The 19583-nt window shown below is 55.6% G+C and carries 18 protein-coding genes, 1 tRNA gene and 1 pseudogene; 12 read left to right on the forward strand and 8 right to left on the reverse strand.

The window, feature by feature from the left end:
- Nucleotides 1–16 precede the first annotated feature (16 nt).
- The 5 genes from hpxX to JOE25_RS16170 all read left to right on the forward strand — a co-directional run bounded on the left by hpxX (nucleotide 17) and on the right by JOE25_RS16170 (nucleotide 2637).
- Nucleotides 17–208 (forward strand): oxalurate catabolism protein HpxX, encoded by a 192-nt coding sequence (hpxX, locus tag JOE25_RS16150; protein WP_209636814.1) that lies wholly within the window; start codon nucleotides 17–19, stop codon nucleotides 206–208.
- Nucleotides 205–1605, forward strand: coding sequence for an AtzE family amidohydrolase (locus JOE25_RS16155; protein WP_209636816.1), 1401 nt, complete (start codon nucleotides 205–207; stop codon nucleotides 1603–1605). The genes hpxX and JOE25_RS16155 overlap by 4 nt, the downstream gene beginning before the upstream one ends.
- A 3-nt stretch (nucleotides 1606–1608) precedes the next feature.
- The gene (hpxZ, locus tag JOE25_RS16160) at nucleotides 1609–1995 is read left to right on the forward strand and encodes an oxalurate catabolism protein HpxZ (protein ID WP_209636818.1); all 387 of its coding nucleotides are present in this window, start codon (nucleotides 1609–1611) and stop codon (nucleotides 1993–1995) included.
- 85 nt (nucleotides 1996–2080) lie between these two features.
- Complete coding sequence (locus JOE25_RS16165; RefSeq protein ID WP_209636820.1) at nucleotides 2081–2359, forward strand: CopG family ribbon-helix-helix protein; 279 nt, start codon at nucleotides 2081–2083, stop codon at nucleotides 2357–2359.
- Complete coding sequence (locus JOE25_RS16170) at nucleotides 2347–2637, forward strand: type II toxin-antitoxin system RelE/ParE family toxin (protein WP_209636828.1); 291 nt, start codon at nucleotides 2347–2349, stop codon at nucleotides 2635–2637. Before JOE25_RS16165 ends, JOE25_RS16170 begins: the two co-directional genes overlap by 13 nt.
- A 9-nt stretch (nucleotides 2638–2646) precedes the next feature.
- Here the strand turns inward: JOE25_RS16170 and JOE25_RS16175 are convergent, their stop codons facing one another.
- Nucleotides 2647–3531 (reverse strand): siderophore-interacting protein, encoded by an 885-nt coding sequence (locus tag JOE25_RS16175; protein WP_209636830.1) that lies wholly within the window; start codon nucleotides 3529–3531, stop codon nucleotides 2647–2649.
- 4 nt (nucleotides 3532–3535) lie between these two features.
- On the reverse strand, nucleotides 3536–4759 hold the full coding sequence (locus tag JOE25_RS16180) for an MFS transporter (protein ID WP_209636832.1): 1224 nt from the start codon (nucleotides 4757–4759) through the stop codon (nucleotides 3536–3538).
- A gap of 138 nt (nucleotides 4760–4897) precedes the next feature.
- On the opposite strand from JOE25_RS16180, the gene JOE25_RS16185 reads away from it, so the two are divergent.
- The 5 genes from JOE25_RS16185 (at nucleotide 4898) to JOE25_RS16205 (ending at nucleotide 13059) form a co-directional block, all read left to right on the forward strand.
- Nucleotides 4898–6643, forward strand: coding sequence for an IucA/IucC family protein (locus JOE25_RS16185; protein WP_209636834.1), 1746 nt, complete (start codon nucleotides 4898–4900; stop codon nucleotides 6641–6643).
- Complete coding sequence (locus tag JOE25_RS16190; RefSeq protein WP_209636836.1) at nucleotides 6640–7590, forward strand: GNAT family N-acetyltransferase; 951 nt, start codon at nucleotides 6640–6642, stop codon at nucleotides 7588–7590. The genes JOE25_RS16185 and JOE25_RS16190 overlap by 4 nt, the downstream gene beginning before the upstream one ends.
- Complete coding sequence (gene iucC, locus JOE25_RS16195; RefSeq protein WP_209636838.1) at nucleotides 7587–9335, forward strand: aerobactin synthase IucC; 1749 nt, start codon at nucleotides 7587–7589, stop codon at nucleotides 9333–9335. Before JOE25_RS16190 ends, iucC begins: the two co-directional genes overlap by 4 nt.
- Nucleotides 9332–10660, forward strand: coding sequence for a lysine N(6)-hydroxylase/L-ornithine N(5)-oxygenase family protein (locus JOE25_RS16200; RefSeq protein ID WP_209636840.1), 1329 nt, complete (start codon nucleotides 9332–9334; stop codon nucleotides 10658–10660). The genes iucC and JOE25_RS16200 overlap by 4 nt, the downstream gene beginning before the upstream one ends.
- A gap of 161 nt (nucleotides 10661–10821) precedes the next feature.
- The gene (locus JOE25_RS16205) at nucleotides 10822–13059 is read left to right on the forward strand and encodes a TonB-dependent siderophore receptor (RefSeq protein ID WP_209636842.1); all 2238 of its coding nucleotides are present in this window, start codon (nucleotides 10822–10824) and stop codon (nucleotides 13057–13059) included.
- A 60-nt stretch (nucleotides 13060–13119) separates the two neighbouring features.
- Here the strand turns inward: JOE25_RS16205 and puuE are convergent, their stop codons facing one another.
- From puuE to JOE25_RS16220, 3 genes are read right to left on the reverse strand one after another with little or no spacing between them, the layout of a single operon-like run.
- Nucleotides 13120–14058 (reverse strand): allantoinase PuuE, encoded by a 939-nt coding sequence (gene puuE, locus JOE25_RS16210; protein ID WP_209636844.1) that lies wholly within the window; start codon nucleotides 14056–14058, stop codon nucleotides 13120–13122.
- Nucleotides 14059–14077: 19 nt separating this feature from the next.
- Entirely contained in the window at nucleotides 14078–14821 is a 744-nt protein-coding gene (gene hpxA, locus JOE25_RS16215) for an allantoin racemase (protein WP_209636846.1), read from the reverse strand.
- Nucleotides 14818–15567 carry a GntR family transcriptional regulator gene (locus JOE25_RS16220; protein ID WP_209636848.1) on the reverse strand — a complete coding sequence of 250 codons (750 nt, stop codon included), beginning with the start codon at nucleotides 15565–15567 and terminating at the stop codon, nucleotides 14818–14820. Before JOE25_RS16220 ends, hpxA begins: the two co-directional genes overlap by 4 nt.
- Before the next feature lie 165 nt (nucleotides 15568–15732).
- On the opposite strand from JOE25_RS16220, the gene JOE25_RS16225 reads away from it, so the two are divergent.
- A complete protein-coding gene (locus tag JOE25_RS16225; protein WP_209636850.1) occupies nucleotides 15733–17193 on the forward strand; it encodes an NCS1 family nucleobase:cation symporter-1 in 1461 nt (486 codons plus the stop codon).
- 46 nt (nucleotides 17194–17239) lie between these two features.
- On the opposite strand, the gene JOE25_RS16230 is transcribed toward JOE25_RS16225, so the two are convergent.
- Both JOE25_RS16230 and dnaQ read right to left on the reverse strand, forming a co-directional pair.
- A tRNA-Asp gene (locus JOE25_RS16230) sits at nucleotides 17240–17316 on the reverse strand.
- Nucleotides 17317–17473: 157 nt separating this feature from the next.
- Entirely contained in the window at nucleotides 17474–18163 is a 690-nt protein-coding gene (gene dnaQ / locus JOE25_RS16235) for a DNA polymerase III subunit epsilon (protein WP_245209928.1), read from the reverse strand.
- A 4-nt stretch (nucleotides 18164–18167) separates the two neighbouring features.
- Between dnaQ and rnhA the strand changes: the two are divergent.
- A pseudogene (rnhA, locus tag JOE25_RS16240) lies at nucleotides 18168–18754 on the forward strand (ribonuclease HI).
- Here rnhA and JOE25_RS16245 read toward each other — a convergent pair.
- The gene (locus JOE25_RS16245; protein ID WP_209636855.1) at nucleotides 18751–19470 is read right to left on the reverse strand and encodes a class I SAM-dependent methyltransferase; all 720 of its coding nucleotides are present in this window, start codon (nucleotides 19468–19470) and stop codon (nucleotides 18751–18753) included. The pseudogene rnhA and the gene JOE25_RS16245 overlap by 4 nt on opposite strands.
- Nucleotides 19471–19583 lie beyond the last annotated feature (113 nt).

Below are 19583 nucleotides of genomic sequence, written 5' to 3' on the forward strand. Positions count from 1 at the left end.
TCTAGAAGAGGACACAATGAACAACTCACTCCCCACAGACTGGGCAGCCTATATCCGCCAGATGGAAGCCGTATTGGCCCTGGAGCTGGATGACGTGCGTCGCCAGGAACTGTTGACCCAGTACAACCGCATCGCGGCGATGGCCGAACCGCTGATGGCTTTGCCGCTCGATCAGCGTCTGGAAATTGCCGGGGTATATCGAGCATGAATCCGTTAAGCGAACTGTCGATCGCCGAGATCCGCGCCGCTCTGAATCAGGGTGCGATTTCTGCCCGTGAGATCGCCCAGCACACGCTGGAACGTCTTGATGATCTCAATCCTTCGTTGAACGCCTACACCCACATCACCCGCGAACGAATGCTGAGCGAAGCCGATCATATTGATCGCATTCGTGCCAAGGGCCAGGTACTGCCGACTTTGGCAGCCATTCCCTATGCGGTGAAAAACCTGTTCGATGTCACAGGAGAAACCACCTTAGCGGGTGCCAGCCTGTTCAGCGATAACCCGCCCGCAAAACAGGATGCCTGGGTGGTGAGTAAACTGGCAGCACAAGGTGCGCTGCTCTCCGGCATGCTGAATATGGACGCCTATGCCTACGGCTTCACCACCGAAAATAGCCACTACGGCGCGACGCGCAACCCACACGACACCACACGCATTGCCGGCGGCTCCTCCGGCGGTTCAGCGGCGGCAGTCGCAGCCGGGTTAGTGACATTTTCGCTCGGCAGCGATACCAACGGTTCAATACGTGTGCCCGCCTCGTTGTGCGGTATCTTTGGCCTGAAACCCACTTTCGGTCGCCTGTCGCGGAGTGGCAGCCAACCCTTTATCGCCAGTCTGGATCATGTTGGCCCCTTTGCACGCCGGGTCCGCGATCTGGCAACGGTGTATGACGTCATGCAAGGCACCGACATCGACGATCGCTTCCAGGCGGATAAACCGATCACCCAAACCGAGTCTTTGCTGTCGCGTGGACAACAAGGGCTACGTTGCGCAGTGCTGGCAGGGTATTTCCAGCATTGGTGCGATGACGACGCAAAAGCGGCGGTTCAGCAGGTCGCTCAGGCACTTGAAGCCATCGCCGACGTCGAATTGCCACAGGCTGAACTGGCACGTTCTGCCGCGTTTATACTCACCGCAGCCGAGGGCGGTAATCACTACCTGCCACTGCTGCGTAGCCAACCTGAACGCTTTGAGCCATTGTCGCGTGAGCGCTTGTTGGCCGGCGCTATGCTGCCTGCCGCTTGGTATGTGCAGGCACAACGCTTCCGCTCCCATTTCCAGCAGCAGGTATTGCCCTTGTTTGAACACTGGGACATTTTGATTGCCCCAGCAACCCCGTGCAGCGCCACGCTCATTGGCCAGGAAACCATGCGCATCAACGGAACCGATCTGCCCATTCGTGCCAATATGGGGATGCTGACACAACCTATTTCCTTCCTTGGCTTGCCGGTGGTGACAGTACCGCTGAAAACGGCCTCTGGCCTGCCAATTGGTCTGCAGTTGATCGCCCCGCCGTGGCGGGAGGATCTGGCACTGCGCGCCGCCTACGCGCTGGAACAACGCGGCGTGGCGGCCTGTGTTTTACCGGGCAAACAGGATTAACAGATGAAGAGTGACCATATTGATCGCCCAGCGGTATTGGCAGAGGTGAACGCCGCCTTTTATCGCTATGAGCAGGCGTTGATTAGCAATGATATTGACGTATTGGATGAGCTGTTCTGGCACGATGGACGCACCGTCCGTTATGGCGCGACAGAGAATTTGTACGGTATCGATCAGATCCGTGATTTCCGTCTGCAGCGGCCATCAAAAGGGCTGGACCGCGTGTTGGAAAACACCGTCATCACCACCTACGGTGACGATATGGCGGTAGCCAGCACCGAATTCCGCCGTCCAGGCAGCGAACGCATCGGTCGCCAAATGCAAACCTGGTCCAAACTGCCCTGCGGTTGGCGTATTGTGGCAGCGCACGTGAGTTTGATGGCCAGTTAAATCACATCGCACAAAAATTGGACAACATGGCATGCGGAGTCTTATAGTCGCTAAAGGTATTACCTTTAATTAATTGAGGCTACTTATGACTACTGCTACATCGATAAAAATTGATGATGAGCTTAAACAACGGGTGCAACACATCGCGGCCACACGTCAGCGGAGTACGCACTGGATTATGCGTGAGGCGATCCGCGAATACGTCGAGCGAGAAGAAAAGCGCGAAGCGCTACGCAAAGATGCGCTGCAGGCGTGGGAAACCTATCAGGCCAATGGTAAACATCTGACTCAGGATGAGGCTAACAGTTGGCTCACCAACCTGGAAAAAGGTGACGATACGGAGATACCGGAGTGCCACAACTGATATGGACGCCTGCAGCACTGCTTGATATACAGCGACTGTACCGATTTCTGGCGGCAAAAGATCGCCATGCGGCTCAAAGAGCTATTGCCACCATACGTAGCAATATCAATATATTGGCCCATCATCCACAGGCTGGTCGGCCGGTTGATGATATGGATATTGAATTTAGGGAATGGCCGATCGACTTCGGCGGCAGCGGCTATATCGCGTTGTATCATTTTGATGGTCGCACCGCAGTTCTGCTGGCGGTGCGTCACCAAAGTGAAGCCGGTTATTGATGGATTAACTCAACACCAATACGCCATAAAGTTAACGGTGGATCGATCCAGATCGCGCTCACCAATCAGGTAACGGCGTAAAGCCTTCACCGCTGAAGACTCCGCCGCGACCCAGGCATAGAAGCTTTTCGCGCCTTCTGCACGTTCCCACAACAAATCGCCTCCCAGGCTATTTTCCGCCAGCGACTGCGCTTGTTCACGTGCCGACTCAGGAATATTCACCCGCTGGCGCACCGACTCCACCAGCAGCGTACCCTGCACCTGCTGATGCCCGACGTCACGCGGTAACCAGTACACCTCGGCAAAGGGGAAACGGTCCATGTTCAGGCAGTCGCCCGCCACCGGCACCTCGAAGAACGCCTGCACTCGCGGCGGATTGGCCCGTTGCGCCAACTGTTCCAGAATCCCCATCGCCGCCGGCACGGCCGTTTCGTCGGCAATCAGCAGAGCCTGTTGTAACGCACTCGGCGGTGACCATTCGTAGCCACCGCTGTCACCGTCAAAATCAGCATTGGGTGCCACCGTCTGAAGAGTATCTCCCGGTTTGGCCTGCGTCGCCCAGGCAGAGGCTGGCCCATTAACACCATGCAGCACAAATTCGACGTCCATTTGGTTTTGTTCGACGCGTAAGGCACGCAGCGTATAGGTGCGCATCACCGGGCGCTGCGCTTTCGGTATCGCCATATAGTCCCGATACCAGTCGTCGCTGTTTTCCAGACGCAAGATCTGCCCCTCCTCCACCGGGAATAACAGTTTGATGCGCTGATCCGGCGCTTCCAGCTTCATGCGATGGACGTCCGGTCCCTCGAAAACGCAGCGCAGCAAGGAAGGCGATACGTTCTCTTTTACTTTCAGTGTGATATCAAAAATTCTATAGCTTGATACGCCGGACATGTCTTTACTCTCCCGCAGACTTTACGCTGATGCGATGCTGGCGCCACAGCCAGCCGCTGATGCCACCCAGCAGAACCGCCATCGTCAGAGCCGCCGCGATCAGCTGCGACTCACCATAAAACTTTGCTACTACCGGAACCATCAGTGCGCTAAGACCGTAACCCAACGTATGACTGGTCGCGATCGCGCCAGATCCTTTGCCGGTGGATAATTTGTCGTTCAACATCAACTGATAACCCGGCGTTGCCATCGCTGCACCAAAAGAGGCCAGCGCGCAGCCGGTGTAAAATAGTGCCAAGGGTTGAGCACACATCAAGCCCAATCCCACCACCATCAATACTGCCGCAATCAGCAGTAGCTGCGGTGCGCTAAAGCGTTGTGGACGCACCACCAAGAACTGCGCCAACAACGTACAGGCTGCCGCTACGCTCAGCAATACCGCCACATGATGGCTGACGGTCGTGGCGGAGTGGCTAAACAGACGCGTCAAATGCGGTGCAAGCCCCAATTGCATCAGGCTAACCGACGCGGCCAACAACAACGCGCACAGTAAATAAGGTGCCATATTGAGACGCAGCCGATTTTGCTGATGCGCAACCGGCGGCAACGGAGGATCGTTTTGCTGGCGACACACCACCAGCAAGGCGATTAAGGGGGCAATCGCCATCAGCCACAGCGGCGCCATAGGATGAATCGACAGCGCCAATGCCGCGCACAATGGTCCAAGCAGTCTCCCACAACTCAGGCCAGAACTGATGGTCGCCAGCGCCGACATGCGCTGTTCATAACCTGCACGCTGCAAAGCCCAGGTCTGGCTGGCAGGCACCATGCCGGATACCGTCAGCCCATAGATAATCCGCGCCACGATTAGTCCACCTAGCCCCACCATCGGTGAAAGCCAACCGGCAGACAACCCCCAAACGGCCAATGCCAGTAAAGCGAAACTGAACAAATACCCTGCTAATGCCATGGTTACCACAAACTTGCAGCCCCGTATTTCAGACTGCCGACCCCACCACGGCGAACCAACCAGAAACAGCATTGAGCCGAGCGTCAATAGCCCGGCCCAGACTGAAAGCGACAATTGAGTCATGCTCACCAACACCGGCAATGCCACCAGCAGGCCGTTTTGCCCGATGCCCAACAGCCCGGCACACAGCGCCAAAGGCCAATTGGAAGGAGACGTATTCCCAATTGTCGGTGATTTAGGGGGAGAGTAAATAGGCATCAAACGTAAATTTACCGTTAATAAAATTATAAGGTTATGTTCAATTCATTGAAAAATTGTATCATAGGACGATTGATAACAATAAATATTATTGATATAAGAATCATTCTCAATTGATTCAAACAGTGAAATGGGATCATGACAATCCAGTTTGAAACCGCGACGACCGACGTGGCTGCACAATGTTTTCTCAACGCATTGATGCGTGAAACTCGGGACTGGCAAATCGTTCCGCCAGCCAGCCACCAACAGTATCCACAACTCCACATTCCACTTTCGTCTTCTCAGGCTATTCGCATCGCGTTACGCCATACCTCCCCCACTCAGCATCACCAATATCTGTTCCCGGCACGTCTGCATCAGCAGGACGATGGGGCTGGCGTGGCGCTGAGCATGGAGCAACTGGTCACTCTGTTGCTGGAGAAACCGGCGGTGAAAGGTGAATTGTCGGATGACGTGGTAGCCCGCTTCCGCCAGCGTGTGCTGGAAAGTCATGAGAATACCCAACAGGCGATCACTGTTCGCCTGGACTGGCCTGCGCTGCGCGACAAGCCATTGAATTTTGCCCAAGCGGAACAGGGCCTGCTGGTCGGCCACGCCTTCCACCCGGCACCAAAATCCCACGAGCCATTCAATGAGCAGCAGGCGCGCCGCTATCTGCCAGACTTTGGTGCCCGTTTCCCGCTACGTTGGTTTGCTGTCGATAAACGCCACCTGTGCGGTGATAGTCTTAATCTGACACTGCAACAACGCCTGCAGCGTTTTGCTGCCGAAAGTGCCCCACAGTTGCTGGCGCACTTTACCGATGACGTCTGGTTGTTGCCGATGCATCCGTGGCAAGCCGACCATTTGCTGACGCAAGTCTGGTGCCAGGATCTGGTGACTCAGGGGCTGCTGCGCGATCTGGGCGAAGCCGGTGAACGCTGGTTACCAACCAGTTCCTCGCGCTCGCTGTACAGCGCCAGCAACCGCGACATGATCAAGTTCTCCCTCAGCGTACGCCTGACCAACTCGGTGCGAACCCTGTCGGTAAAAGAAGTGAAACGCGGCATCCGTTTGGCCCGTTTGGCACAAACGCCACGTTGGCAGCAATTGCAGGCACGTTACCCAACCTTCCGTGTGATGCAGGAAGACGGCTGGGCCGGTCTGCGCTCTGCGGACGGGACGATTCAGGAAGAAAGCCTGATGGCACTGCGCGATAATCTGCTGTTCGACCAACCAGAAAACCAGACCAATGTGCTGGTGACCTTGACCCAAGCGGCACCGGACGGCGGCGACAGCTTGCTGGCTGCGGCAGTGCGCCGTTTAGCCACTCGCCTGAACTTGCCACTACAGCAGGCCGCCCATACCTGGCTGGATGCTTACTGCCAACACGTCTTACTGCCGCTGTTCAGCACCGAAGCCGATTACGGACTGGTGCTTTTGGCCCACCAGCAAAACATTTTGGTAGAGATGCAGCAGGACCTGCCGATCGGGATGCTGTACCGCGACTGTCAGGGCAGCGGCTTTACCCGCGACGCTGGGCCGTGGTTGGAAGAGATTGGCGAGGCCGATGCGGAAAACCGCTTCAGCGAACAGCAGTTGCTGCGTTACTTCCCTTACTACCTCCTGGTGAACTCCAGCCTGGCGGTCACCGCTGCGCTGGCGGCGGCCGGTTTCGACAGTGAAGAACAGCTGATGGCCCGGGTGCGCGATGCACTGAGCGGCCTGCGGGCCAACGCCAAAAATACCCTGTGCCTTGACTACGTGCTCGACAGCAGCCATTGGAACTGCAAAGGCAATTTCTTCTGTTACCTGCACGACCATAACGAAAATACCATCGTCGATCCGGCGGTGATTTACTTCGACTTCGTCAACCCGCTGCGCCTGGGGGCTACCCAATGATGCCGCACGCCAAACTGATGCATGCCGGCAGCGGTTTTCGCTGCGAGCAGTTGGAAAAGGAGCTGCAACTCGGGCTGGGGCTGGACGGCAGTGCCGTGCTGCACTACCCGGGACCACTGCCGCAGGGCTGGTTAGTGCAGGCGCTGGACCAATTGCTGATCGCGGCCCCCCAACTTAGCGGTATTACCCTGCCCTACGCGCAATGGTGCGAAGAACCGCAGGCTCAGGCGCTATTTACCTTGGCAAGCAGTGATTACCTGGCTCGCGACACCTTTTATCAACTGCCATTATGGCTAGGTGCCGAACGCCACACTGCGTCAGGGAAGATGCAGTATGACGCCGAACGTGGCCTGTGGTTCCCGCAACGCCCGGCACGGCCCAGCGGCGAGGTGTATCGCCGTTACGATCCGCAGTTGAAGAAAACGTTGAGCTTCCGCCTGCCAGAAGTGGAACGCGACGCCGAACAGTTCACCCGCTGGATGAACTCACCTCGCGTCGACGCATTTTGGGAAATGAGCGGCCCACTGGAAACCCAGGCTGCCTACCTGCAGCGTCAACTGGACTCCAGCTACTGTTACCCACTACTGGGTTGCTTTGACGATCGCCCATTCGGCTATTTCGAAGTCTATTGGGCGCCGGAGGACCGTATCGGGCGTCACTACCGCTGGCAGCCGTTCGACCGCGGGCTGCACATGCTGGTCGGTGAAGAAGACTGCCGCGGCGCGCAGTACATCCGCAGTTGGCTACGTGGTCTGACGCATTATCTCTACCTGGACGAGCCACGCACCACAAGGGTCGTTGCGGAGCCACGCGCGGATAACCAGCGCCTGTTCCGTCATCTGCCGGCCGCGGGTTACCACACCGTCAAAGAGTTTGATTTCCCGCATAAGCGTTCACGCTTGATCATAAATCAGCGTGATGAATTCTTTCGGGGGGGTTCAGTATGATCACCACAGATTATGTCGACTGGCAGCGCGTTAACCGCCAAATGATCGCCAAGATCCTTGCCGAGCTGGAATACGAGCGCACGCTGCATGCCAATCAGCACGACGGGCAATGGCACATCACGTTAGGCGACGCCCACTATAGCTTTAGCGCTGAACGCGGTATCTGGGGTTGGTTGCATATCGATCCGGCTACGCTGGTTTGCGATCAAACGCCGTTAGCTGCCGACCAGACGCTGCGTCAGTTAGCGCAGGTGCTGAAAATGGACGATGCGCAGATCGCCGAGCATTTGGAAGATCTGTACGCCACGCTGCGCGGCGATATGCAGTTACTCTCCGCCCGTCATGGCATGAGCGCACAGGATTTGATTGCGCTGGACGCCGATGCACTGCAATGTCTGCTGGCCGGGCATCCCAAGTTTGTGTTTAACAAAGGTCGCCGCGGCTGGGGGCTGACCGCCTTACAGCAGTATGCGCCCGAGTATCAGGGGCAGTTCCGCCTGCACTGGGTTGCAGCCAAGCGAGGTAGCTTCGTCTGGTGTGCTGATGAAGAGTATCCACTGGAAAATCTGCTTGGCAGTGCGATGGATTACGCTGAACGCCAGCGCTTTGACCGCCGTTGGCGCGAGCTGAGGCTGACCCATGATTGGATCCCGGTGCCGCTGCATCCGTGGCAGTGGCAGCAAAAGATTGCCCTGCACTTCCTGCCGCAGCTGGCCGAAGGCGAATTGGTGGAGCTGGGTGAATTCGGCGACCGCTATTTGGCACAACAATCGTTGCGTACCCTGACCAACATCAGCCGCCGCTCCGCATTCGACATTAAGTTGCCGCTGACCATTTACAACACCTCGTGTTATCGCGGGATCCCGGGTAAATACATCAGCGCCGGACCCGCCGCCTCGCGCTGGTTACAGCAGATATTTACCGAAGACAGCACGCTGCAGGCCAGCGGCGCCGAGATCCTTGGCGAACCGGCGGCAGGCTATATGACACACCCAACCTACGCCTCTTTGGCCAAAGCCCCCTATCGGTATCAGGAAATGCTTGGGGTGATCTGGCGTGAGAACCCGTCTTGCTATCTGCAGGAAGGCGAACAAGCCATTTTGATGGCGACGCTGATGGAAACGGACAACCACGGCCAACCACTGATCGCCGCCTATATCGCCCGTTCTGGCCTGAGCGCCGAGGCTTGGTTGCAGCAAATGTTCAGTGTGACGGTGGTGCCTATGTATCACCTGATGTGCCGCTACGGCGTGGCGTTGATCGCCCACGGCCAGAATATCACGCTGGTGATGAAGGACCATGTGCCGCAGCGCGTGCTGTTAAAAGACTTCCAGGGCGATATGCGCCTGGTGGATCAAGACTTCCCTGAAGCGGCATCGCTACCAAACGTCGTGAAGGATGTCACCGTACGTCTGTCTGCCGACTACCTGATCCATGACTTGCAAACCGGGCATTTCGTCACTGTGCTGCGTTTTATTTCGCCGCTGATGCAAGCCTGTGGGATCGGTGAAACCCGTTTCTATCAACTGCTGGCGCAGGTGTTGAACAGCTACATGGCTCAACACCCCGACATGGCAGAACGCTTTGCTCTCTTTGATCTGTTTAAGCCACAAATCATTCGCGTGGTGCTTAACCCGGTGAAACTCACCTATTCAGAACAGGACGGTGGCAGCCGCATGTTGCCAAACTATCTGCAGGATCTGGATAACCCTCTTTACCTGGTCACCAAGGAGTTTGCCCAATGAATCAGCCCCTGGATTTCATCGGCATTGGCATCGGCCCGTTCAACCTCAGCATTGCCGCGCTCGGCAGTGAAGTCGCCGGTTTTAACGCTAAGTTCCTCGAGCGTAAACCTCATTTTTCCTGGCATCCCGGCATGATGGTGCCTGATTGCCATATGCAGACCAGTTTCCTGAAAGACCTGGTCAGTGCAGTATCGCCGACCAACCCCTACAGCTTTATTAACTATCTGGTAAAGCGGAAGAAATTTTACCGTTTCCTGACCACCGAGATGCGCACGGTGTCGCGTGAAGAGTTCGCCGACTACCTGGACTGGGCCGCCAATGGTTTAAAGTCGCTCGAGTTCAGCCAAGACATTCAAAGCGTGGACTTTGACGACCAGCAGCGCCAATTTGTCGTCACCACCCAACGTGCAACCTATCGGGCACGCCACGTCTGTCTGGGCATCGGCAAACGCATCAAGCTGCCGGACTGTGTCACCGAACAAAACGACCGCTGCTTCCACGCCAGTGAGATGACGTTGCGCAATCCAGACTTGACCGGCAAGCGTGTCACCATCGTCGGCGGTGGCCAGAGCGGTGCGGATCTGTTCCTCAATATTTTTCGCGCCGAGTGGGGCCAGCCAGCCCAGTTGAACTGGATCTCACGCCGCAACAACTATAACGCTTTGGACGAAGCCGCCTTCGCCAACGAGTACTTCACCCCAGACTACGTTGACGGCTTCTACGGCCTAAACGACAGCGCCAAGCAACGCATGCTGACCGAGCAGAAGATGACCTCTGACGGCATCACCAGCGACTCGCTATTAGCGATTTACCGTGCGATGTATCACCAGTTTGAAGTGCTGCGTGAAAAACCTTGGGCACATCTTTTGCCAAGCCGCTCTCTGGCAGCGATACAGGCCGCAGGCAACGGCTGGCAGTTGGTCATGCATCACCATCTCGATCAGGGCCGGGAAACCTTCGATACCGACGTGGTGATCTTCGCCACCGGCTACCAGCAGGATCGCCCTGCGTTCCTTGAACCGCTGGCAAACCGCCTACTGACCACCGCCGATGACCAGTACTCTGTGGCCCCCGACTTCAGCCTGGAGTGGGAAGGCCCCAAGGAAAACTGCCTGTTTGCCGTTAACGCCGGTATGCACAGTCACGGCATCGCCGAACCCCAGCTCAGCCTGATGGCCTGGCGATCGGCTCGTATTCTCAACCGGGCTTTAGGACGCGACCAGTTCGATTTAACGTCCACCCCGGCTGTGATCCAATGGCGCAGTCGGCAGCCGGGCACATCAGCCCGCGCCGATCACGTCATGCTCAATTACACCGAGTTTTAACTCTACCTTATAGCTTTCAAGTTGCAGCCAGGCGACCAGCTCACTCATCCCCAGGCGCTTACTAAAGGTAAGTAACTGGGGTGAGTGAGTCCAGGTAACAACGCAGCAGCTTGAAAGATGACGGGTATACACACCAATACGGGAAACACAGGTCCATAACGATGAAACGCAAACACCTCTGGGTATTAAATCCTTGCCTGCTGGCGATGCTCGCACCCGCGGCGGCTTGGGCAGAAGAACAAAAAAACGAAGAGCAAATGGTTGTCTCAGCCAGCCGTTCCCACCGTACGGTGGCAGAAATGGCACAAACCACCTGGGTGATTGAAAGTCAGGAAATTGAGCAGCAGGTTCAGGGTGGCAAAGAGATCAAGGACATGCTGGCACAGTTGATCCCTGGCATGGACGTTAGCGGCCAGGGGCGCACCAACTACGGCATGAACCTGCGCGGTCGTTCAATGATGGTGATGATCGACGGCGTGCGTTTGAACTCTTCACGCAGCGACAGCCGCCAGTTGGATTCGATCGACCCGTTCAATATCGACCACATTGAAGTCATCTCCGGTGCCACCTCGCTCTACGGCGGCGGCAGTACCGGTGGTCTGATCAACATCGTCACAAAAAAAGGCCAGAAAGAGCAGCAGGTCGAACTGCAAATCGGCGGCAAAACCGGCTTTGGCGGCCATACTGACCACGACGAGAACGTAGCGGCGGCCGTCAGCGGCGGCAATGATAATGCCTCGGGCCGTCTGTCGGTTTCTTATCAGCGCTATGGCGGTTGGTACGATGGTAAGGGCAATGAAGTCCTGATCGACAATACCCAGACTGGCCTGCAGTATTCTGACCGTCTCGACGTGATGGGTACCGGCACCATTAATATCGACGACCACCAGCAGTTGCAGCTGACCACTCAGTATTACAAAAGCCAGTCCGACGGCGACCACGGCCTGTTCCTTGGAGAAAATTTCGCGGCGGTAACCGGCAACGCCAAGGCGTACAACAGCGGTAACCTCAATTCAGATCGTATTCCGGGTACCGAACGTCATCTGATCAACCTGCAGTACTCCAATACCGACTTCCTCGGGCAGGATCTGGTTGCGCAGGTCTATTACCGCGATGAGTCACTGACTTTCTACCCGTTCCCGACGCTGGCGGGCAAAGCACCAAACTATTACGTCAGCAGCATTGGGGCTTCACAGCAGAAGACCGACTTTTACGGCGGCAAGCTGACGCTGAACAGTAAGCCAATCGACGACCTGACGTTGACCTACGGCATCGACGCCGAGCATGAGACGTTCAACTCCAACCAGCAGTTCTTCAATCTGGCAAAAGCGCAGCAGTCCGGCGGTATGGATCTGCAAAATGCTTATAACACCGGGCGTTATCCTGGCTACAGCACCACCAACCTGGCTTCATTCCTGCAGGCCAGCTACGACATCAACCCAATCTTTACGCTGAGCGGCGGCGTCCGTTATCAGTACACCGAAAACAAGATTGATGACTTTGTCGGTTATAGCCAACAGCAGGCCATCGCCACCGGCGGTGCGACCTCCGCGGACGCGATCCCTGGAGGGAAAACTGACTATAACAACGCCCTGTTCAACGCCGGCCTGTTGGCACATCTGACCGAACGCCAACAAACCTGGGTCAACTTCTCACAGGGTTACGAGATCCCGGATCCGGGCAAATATTACGGCAACGGCACTTATTCACTGAACAAGGGCCACTATCAGTTGAACAAAAGCGTCAACGTGGGTGATTCCAAGCTGGAAGGCATCAAGGTTAACTCCTATGAGCTTGGCTGGCGCTATACCGGTGATAACCTGCGCACGCAGATCGCCGGCTACTATTCCCTGTCCGATAAGAGCATTTCGATCAACAAGACCGACATGACGATTAACGTCAACTCGGACAAACGCCGTATCTACGGGGTGGAAGGCGCGGTCGATTACTTCTTCGAAGACAGCGACTGGAGTGCCGGTACCAACTTCAACGTCATTCGCTCTGAGACCAAGGTCAACGGCGAATGGAAAAAGTTGGTGGTGGATACCGCCAGCCCATCGAAAGTGACCGCCTATGTCGGCTGGGCGCCGGGCGATTGGAACCTGCGTCTGCAATCACAACAGACCTTTGACGTGTCGGATGACGGTGATTACACCAAAGCCAGCTCCACCCAGGGCCGCAAAATTGATGGCTACAACACCATCGACTTCCTCGGTAGCTATGCCCTGCCGGTGGGTAAACTCAGTTTCAGCGTAGAGAATCTGCTGGACAGGGAGTACACCACGGTATGGGGCCAACGTGCACCTATCCTTTATAGCCCAACCTACGGCTCACCAGAGCTGTACAGCTATAAAGGCCGCGGTCGCACCTTTGGTCTGAACTACTCCGTCCTGTTCTGATTTCTGCCCGAGCGCAATCCTGCGCTCGAACAAAACGAAAAGGGCCGACACGGCCCTTTTTTACTTCTTGAACGGATGCTGTGCCAGCCAGTGGTCGGCAATATCCTGGCGCCGGCATACCCAGACGCGATCATATTGCTCGATATAATCCAGGAATCGCTGCAACGCACGAAACTTGCCCGGACGCCCCAATAAACGGCAATGCATGCCGATCGACAGCATTTTCGGTGACTCAGCCCCTTCGGCATACAGCACGTCAAAGCTGTCTTTCAGGTAGGTGAAGAACTGCTCGCCGGTGTTAAACCCTTGCGGTGAGGCAAAGCGCATGTCATTCGCCTCCAGGGTATAAGGCACGATCAAATGCGGTTTTTTCTCTCCGTTGGCGCACTGTACCTCGGTCCAAAACGGCAAATCGTCGCCGTAATAGTCGCTGTCGTACATCAGACCACCTTGTTCCACCACCAGCCGCCGGGTATTTGGGCTATCGCGGCCGGTATACCAGCCGAGCGGAGCCTTGCCAAACAGATCGCGCAATACCCTGATGGCCTGTTGCATATGCTGCCGTTCGGTAACTTCGTCCATATGCTGGTAGTGGATCCAGCGCCAGCCGTGGCTGACGACGTCGTAATTGGCGTTTTTGATCGCTTCAACCACCAATGGGTTGCGCGCCAGCGCCATCGCCACACCAAATACCGTCAACGGCAGGCCGCGGCGCTGAAACTCATTATAAATACGCCAGAATCCCGCGCGTGAACCATATTCGTACAGCGAATCCATCGACATATGCCGCTCGGGATAACTGGCGGCACCGATGATATCGGAGAGAAATTGTTCAGAGCCGGCGTCGCCGTGCAGCACGTTGTTTTCGGCACCTTCCTCGTAGTTGAGGACAAACTGCACTGCAATGCGTGCCTGCCCAGGCCAACGCGCATGGGGCGGTTGCCCACCGTAACCGATCAAATCACGGGGGTAATCTTTATTGAACTGGTATTCACTCATCGCCGTTTCCCTATGCTGATTACCCGTTAAAATTGCTAAACATGCCGGACAAAGATTTTGCCGGTGGGAAATCCAGATCGCCGTGTTTACTGGTGCTTAGACCGAGTGCATTCAACGACTCGATCATCTTCACCGCGGCGCTGACGCCGTCGATCACCGGGATCCCCAACTCCAACGTCAGTTCTCGCGCTAAATCGGCCATACCACCGCAGCCGAGAACAATCGCCCCGCTGCCGTCCTGCTGTTTTGTTCGGATGCATTGTTCACGCACTTTCTGCTGGGCCAGACCGCTGCCATCTTCCAGCGCGAGCACCGGTAGATCAATGGCATGCAGTGCAGCACAGTGCCGTTCAAAGCCATATTGATGTAGCAGATGCCGTGCAATGATCAGCGTGCGTGGCAGCGTGGTGACGATAGAGAAACGCGTCGCCACCAGCGTCGCCATGTGCATTGCTGCTTCAGCGATGCCAATCACTGGTGCACTGGCCAATTCACGCGCCGCCAGCAGGCCCGGATCGCCGAAGCAGGCGATAACATGCCCGCTCACACCCGCTTCTCGGCCCAGCCTCACCTGCTGCAATACGCCGATGGCGGCGATAGCCTCGTCAAAATGGCCTTCTATCGACGGGGCCCCAGCTTGCGGACAGACTGCCTGAATCTCGGTACCCGGCGCCGCTGCCGCTCGGGCAGCAACGGCTATGGTTTCGGTCATCGCCAGACTGGTATTCGGATTAATGACCTGAATGATGCAGCGAACGGTCATCGCGCCTCCCGTGATGCGGTTGCAGCAAAAATATGGGCGAAATCCGGCACCTCATGGGTGCCTTGATCAAAGCGTAAATTAGCCACGATATCGTCAAAATGACGGGACAGATGATCCACCAACGCTGCGCTGTCCTTCGCACGCAACAACGCCAATAGATCGCTGTGATCATGGCAACGACAGCCTTGCTGCCACGGAGAGCCGTAAACAGCGATCACCAAGGATGAGCGCAGTGTGAGCAGCGAAACCATCTCCGTTAGCACCTGATTGCCGGCAATGGCCTGCAGCTGCACATGAAACGACGCCGACAGGCGAATCGCCGCCGCCCCGTCCTGATCGCGGTGCGCCTGCTGTTCCTGCGCCACGATCTCTTCCATCGCCAACACATGACCTTCACCGCAGTGCGCAATCACCTGCGGCAGGTTGGCACACTCCAACATTTTTCGCGTTTGGAAAACGTGAGCGGCTTCGTCCTGCCCCGGCGTTGCCACCTGTGCACCACGTTTGGGCAGTTGGGTAACCAGTTGCACTGCGGCAAGGCGCTGTAATACCCGCCGAATGCCGGTCCGGCTGACACCAAAGGTTTCTGCCAGCGCCTCTTCCGGCAGTTTACTGCCGGGCAGCAACCGGTGTTCGACGATGGCTTTCACCAGCGAGTTATAAATATGATCGTCTTTATCTTCAATGAAATACGTGGCCTGTTGCCCGTGCCACACGGCGCTGGCGTCCTTCGTCATACCGATCATTTTTCTGCCCCTCGTCCCCTTCGATAGTCAAATCGTATACAAAAAACAGATATTTTGTATACAAGAAAACACAGTTTGGCCTGGATCCTGCAAAAGCCATCTCAGCACGCTTTACCAAAAACAGATAACGACATCCGGGTGACGTTCTTGAGAGGAGCACGATTTATGCCAAACCCTAATGAAAACTACAGTCCCAAGCTGTGCAACGATGACCTGGCACCCACGCGTGACCAGAACTGGAGCTGGTACAACATCTTTTCTTTCTGGATGTCGGATGTACACAGTATGGGCGGCTATGTGGTGGCAGCCAGCTTCTTTGCTCTGGGTCTGTCGAGCTGGCAGGTATTGATTTGCCTGTTGGCGGGAATTTGCATCGTACAGTTTTGCGCTAATCTGGTGGCCAAACCCAGCCAACTTGGCGGCGTGCCTTACGCCGTATTAAGCCGTCAGGCGTTTGGCGTGTTTGGCGCCAATATTCCCGCGGTAATCCGCGGCATGATTGCCTTCGCCTGGTATGGCATCCAAACCTACCTGGCGTCCAACGCGCTGATGCTGACGCTGCTTAAATTCTTCCCGTCGCTGGAGCCAATGACTCTGCCGCATTTTCTTGGGCTATCGCAACTTGGATGGTTTTGTTACATCACCATGTGGCTATTGCAGGCAATGGTGTTTTGGCATGGCATGCAGGCCATTAAGCGCTTTATCGATATCGCCGGGCCGGCCGTTTATGTGGTGATGTTCGCGCTGGCGGGCTGGATTATTTACCGCGTTGGTTTTTCCAACCTTTCCCTCACGCTAACAAGTAAAAACCTGAGTGCCGGCGAACAAGGCTGGCTAATGCTGACGGCTACTGCGCTGGTGGTATCGTATTTTTCCGGTCCACTGCTTAACTTTGGCGATTTTACCCGCTACGGCAAAAGCTTTGCCGAGGTGCAACGCGGTAACCGTTGGGGGCTGCCGTTCAACTATCTGTTATTTTCGCTGGTGACGGTGGTGATTGTTTCCGGCACCTTGCCGCTGTTCGGGCAGCTCATCACCGATCCCATCGAAACGGTCACCCGCCTCGACAGTGATATTGCCGTCGCCCTTGGGTTGCTGACCATGATAGTGGCCACTATTGGCATTAATATTGTGGCCAACTTTGTGTCACCGGCGTTTGATTTCTCTAACTGCTCACCGCAGAAGATCAGCTTCCGTACTGGCGGGATGATTGCCGCTGTCGGTTCATTCCTGCTCACGCCGTGGAATTTGTTCCAGTCGCCCGAGTTGATTCATTACACGCTGGATGTTCTGGCGGCCTTTATCGGCCCGTTGTTCGGTATTTTGTTGGTGGATTTTTACATCATCAAGCGGGGGGAATTGCATGTCGATGACTTGTATAACGCCACACCGACGGGTCGCTACTGGTACAAAAATGGGTTCAACCCAAATGCTATCTGGGCGCTGGTACCCGCAGTGATAATTGGACTGGCGATCAGCTTCACACCGGGTTTGCATGAGGTGGCAAACTTCAGTTGGTTTATTGGTGCTGCATTGGGTGGGGGATGTTATCGAATCATTGCCCGCCGCGAATGGGCGGCCAATCAGGCGGTCACCTTTGCCAAAGCCGAATTGAGCAAAGAGTAAAAACAACGAAGCCCTGAGTTATTGCTAACTCAGGGCTTCTGAATGTTGGCGGAACGGACGGGGCTCGAACCCGCGACCCCCTGCGTGACAGGCAGGTATTCTAACCAACTGAACTACCGCTCCGCGCCGTTCTTCTCTTTCGAGAGGAACGAGGCGCATATTACGGTTGAGTCAGTATTGCGTCAATGCCTTTTTCTTACCAAATGAACCGTTTGCGCAGTTTTTCAGCTAACACGACGCAAAGGCTACTCAACCGCCTTTTTATACGCAAAAAACAGCGTTACTCCACGTCAGTACGCCACAGACAACTGCCACCTTTTTTCGCCACCAGATCCAGGCGAGCTTCGTGTGCGGCTACTTCTGCCTCGCTGGCGTAAACCACTTTCATCGTTGTCGCCGGGCGAACAATACGCTGAATGTCCTGCGTTGAGTTGTTATTCTGGGTATCACCTTCCATCTGGAACGCGATCGACGTCTGACCACCGGTCATCGCCAGATACACTTCCGCCAGGATCTCGGCATCGAGCAATGCGCCGTGCAACGTACGCTTGCTGTTGTCTATCTCATAACGGCTGCATAAGGCGTCAAGGTTATTGCGTTTGCCCGGAAACAGACGACGCGCCATTAACAGGCTGTCGGTGATGGTGCAGAAGGTATCGGTCTTCGGAATGCCCTGCTGCAACATGCGGAATTCGTGATCCATAAAGCCGATGTCGAACGCTGCGTTATGGATGACTAACTCACCGCCACGGATAAAGTCGATAAACTCATCGGCAATTTGGTCAAACGTCGGTTTATCTGCCAAGAATTCATCGCTGATACCATGAACGCCATAGGCTTCAGGATCGACCAAGCGATCAGGCTTGATATAAACATGGTAGTGACGGCCCGTCGGGCGACGGTTAATCACCTCAACGGCACCAATTTCAATGATGCGGTGGCCTTCGTAATGCACCCCGAGTTTGTTCATACCGGTGGTTTCGGTATCGAGGACAATCTGTCTGGTGGTTGTAGAGATCATATTGCAGTGCTCACAGCGCTCGTTTATGTCAGACTTGGCTTTTATAAAACTGATAGGAAGAGTCTACCAGAGATGCTCAAACAGGTAGAAATTTTCACCGACGGCTCCTGCCTTGGCAATCCGGGTCCCGGTGGTTATGGCGCAATATTGCGTTATAAACAAACTGAGAAAACCTTTAGCGCGGGCTTCCGCCTGACCACCAACAACCGTATGGAGATGATGGCGGCCATTGTCGCACTGGAAGCTCTGACAACGCCTTGTGAAGTGATCCTCAGTACCGACAGCCAATATGTGCGCCAGGGCATCACCAGTTGGATCCACAACTGGAAAAAACGCGGCTGGAAAACTGCCGACAAAAAACCGGTTAAGAATGTCGATCTGTGGCAACGGCTGGATTTGGCTATTCAGCGCCACAGCGTCAAATGGGAGTGGGTTAAAGGCCACGCCGGCCACCCGGAAAACGAACGTTGTGACGTGCTGGCACGTGATGCGGCAGGTAACCCAACCCAAGATGACGTGGGTTACAAGCCGGAAAACTAAGGCAGCTTGCGATAACTCTTGGTCGCGCCAACCGCGCGGCTGAGAGAAGGCTTTCTCGCCCCGAGCTTCATCGGCGTTGGCGTCAACGGCAAAGTGCGTTTACGCGCAACGATCACGCTCATACACCCCAGCGCCGGTAAATGTGTACACAGAAACTTCCCGCCTTTGCGCTGCCACGGCAACACATGAAAACGCGACTGATATAACACTTCATAATTCAACAGGCTCAGCCAGTCCAGCAAGCGCATCTGGGTGAACATCCGGCTGACATAGGGCTGACGACGACGCAATCCAGGCACCAGCTTGCCTAAGCCCAGCAAACTGAACGGGTTGAAACTGCTGATCACCAGCCAACCGTCATCAATCAACACGCGATCGACTTCACGCAGCATACGGTGCGGATCGTCAGCATAAGACAACGTATGCGCCAATAAGCAGGCATCCACGGATTTAGCGGCAAAGGGCAACTGGTAGGCGTCCGCGATCACCTGCAGGTTTTCACCTTCCAGACTCACATTCACCTGATGCGAAATAGCGCACTTGTCGGTGGCCAGGCTGGCGCTGAGATTACCGAGCTTAAGCAGATGGAAACCAAACAGCTTCGGCCACCAGGGTTGCAACTGTCGCTCGAGCGCCTCACGATAGTATTCCCCCCATGGCAACTCTGCCCAAGACTGTGGGTCGGTAAGCTTTTGTAGAGTATGGGCTGGTTTCATGATTTAGTGTCTTCTCTACCCAATGGATTCAAATTGCAGCCAGGCGGCTAACTTGTGCGTCCTCAAGCGCGAATGCCCGTCAGTCACTGGGGGAGCGCGTGCAGCAACAAATA

The sequence above is a fragment of the Serratia sp. PL17 genome (assembly GCF_017832355.1).
In the GTDB taxonomy this organism is placed as follows: domain Bacteria; phylum Pseudomonadota; class Gammaproteobacteria; order Enterobacterales; family Enterobacteriaceae; genus Serratia.

Coding starts and splice junctions, on each gene's coding strand:
- JOE25_RS16205 (WP_209636842.1), top strand. CDS start 10,822: ATGAAACGCAAACACCTCTGGGTATTAAATCCTTGCCTGCTGGCGATG.
- hpxZ (WP_209636818.1), top strand. CDS start 1,609: ATGAAGAGTGACCATATTGATCGCCCAGCGGTATTGGCAGAGGTGAAC.
- JOE25_RS16225 (WP_209636850.1), top strand. CDS start 15,733: ATGCCAAACCCTAATGAAAACTACAGTCCCAAGCTGTGCAACGATGAC.
- JOE25_RS16165 (WP_209636820.1), top strand. CDS start 2,081: ATGACTACTGCTACATCGATAAAAATTGATGATGAGCTTAAACAACGG.
- JOE25_RS16190 (WP_209636836.1), top strand. CDS start 6,640: ATGATGCCGCACGCCAAACTGATGCATGCCGGCAGCGGTTTTCGCTGC.
- hpxA (WP_209636846.1), bottom strand. CDS start 14,821: ATGACCGTTCGCTGCATCATTCAGGTCATTAATCCGAATACCAGTCTG.
- JOE25_RS16185 (WP_209636834.1), top strand. CDS start 4,898: ATGACAATCCAGTTTGAAACCGCGACGACCGACGTGGCTGCACAATGT.
- JOE25_RS16180 (WP_209636832.1), bottom strand. CDS start 4,759: ATGCCTATTTACTCTCCCCCTAAATCACCGACAATTGGGAATACGTCT.
- hpxX (WP_209636814.1), top strand. CDS start 17: ATGAACAACTCACTCCCCACAGACTGGGCAGCCTATATCCGCCAGATG.
- dnaQ (WP_245209928.1), bottom strand. CDS start 18,163: ATGAACAAACTCGGGGTGCATTACGAAGGCCACCGCATCATTGAAATT.
- JOE25_RS16200 (WP_209636840.1), top strand. CDS start 9,332: ATGAATCAGCCCCTGGATTTCATCGGCATTGGCATCGGCCCGTTCAAC.
- JOE25_RS16220 (WP_209636848.1), bottom strand. CDS start 15,567: ATGATCGGTATGACGAAGGACGCCAGCGCCGTGTGGCACGGGCAACAG.
- iucC (WP_209636838.1), top strand. CDS start 7,587: ATGATCACCACAGATTATGTCGACTGGCAGCGCGTTAACCGCCAAATG.
- puuE (WP_209636844.1), bottom strand. CDS start 14,058: ATGAGTGAATACCAGTTCAATAAAGATTACCCCCGTGATTTGATCGGT.
- JOE25_RS16245 (WP_209636855.1), bottom strand. CDS start 19,470: ATGAAACCAGCCCATACTCTACAAAAGCTTACCGACCCACAGTCTTGG.
- JOE25_RS16155 (WP_209636816.1), top strand. CDS start 205: ATGAATCCGTTAAGCGAACTGTCGATCGCCGAGATCCGCGCCGCTCTG.
- JOE25_RS16175 (WP_209636830.1), bottom strand. CDS start 3,531: ATGTCCGGCGTATCAAGCTATAGAATTTTTGATATCACACTGAAAGTA.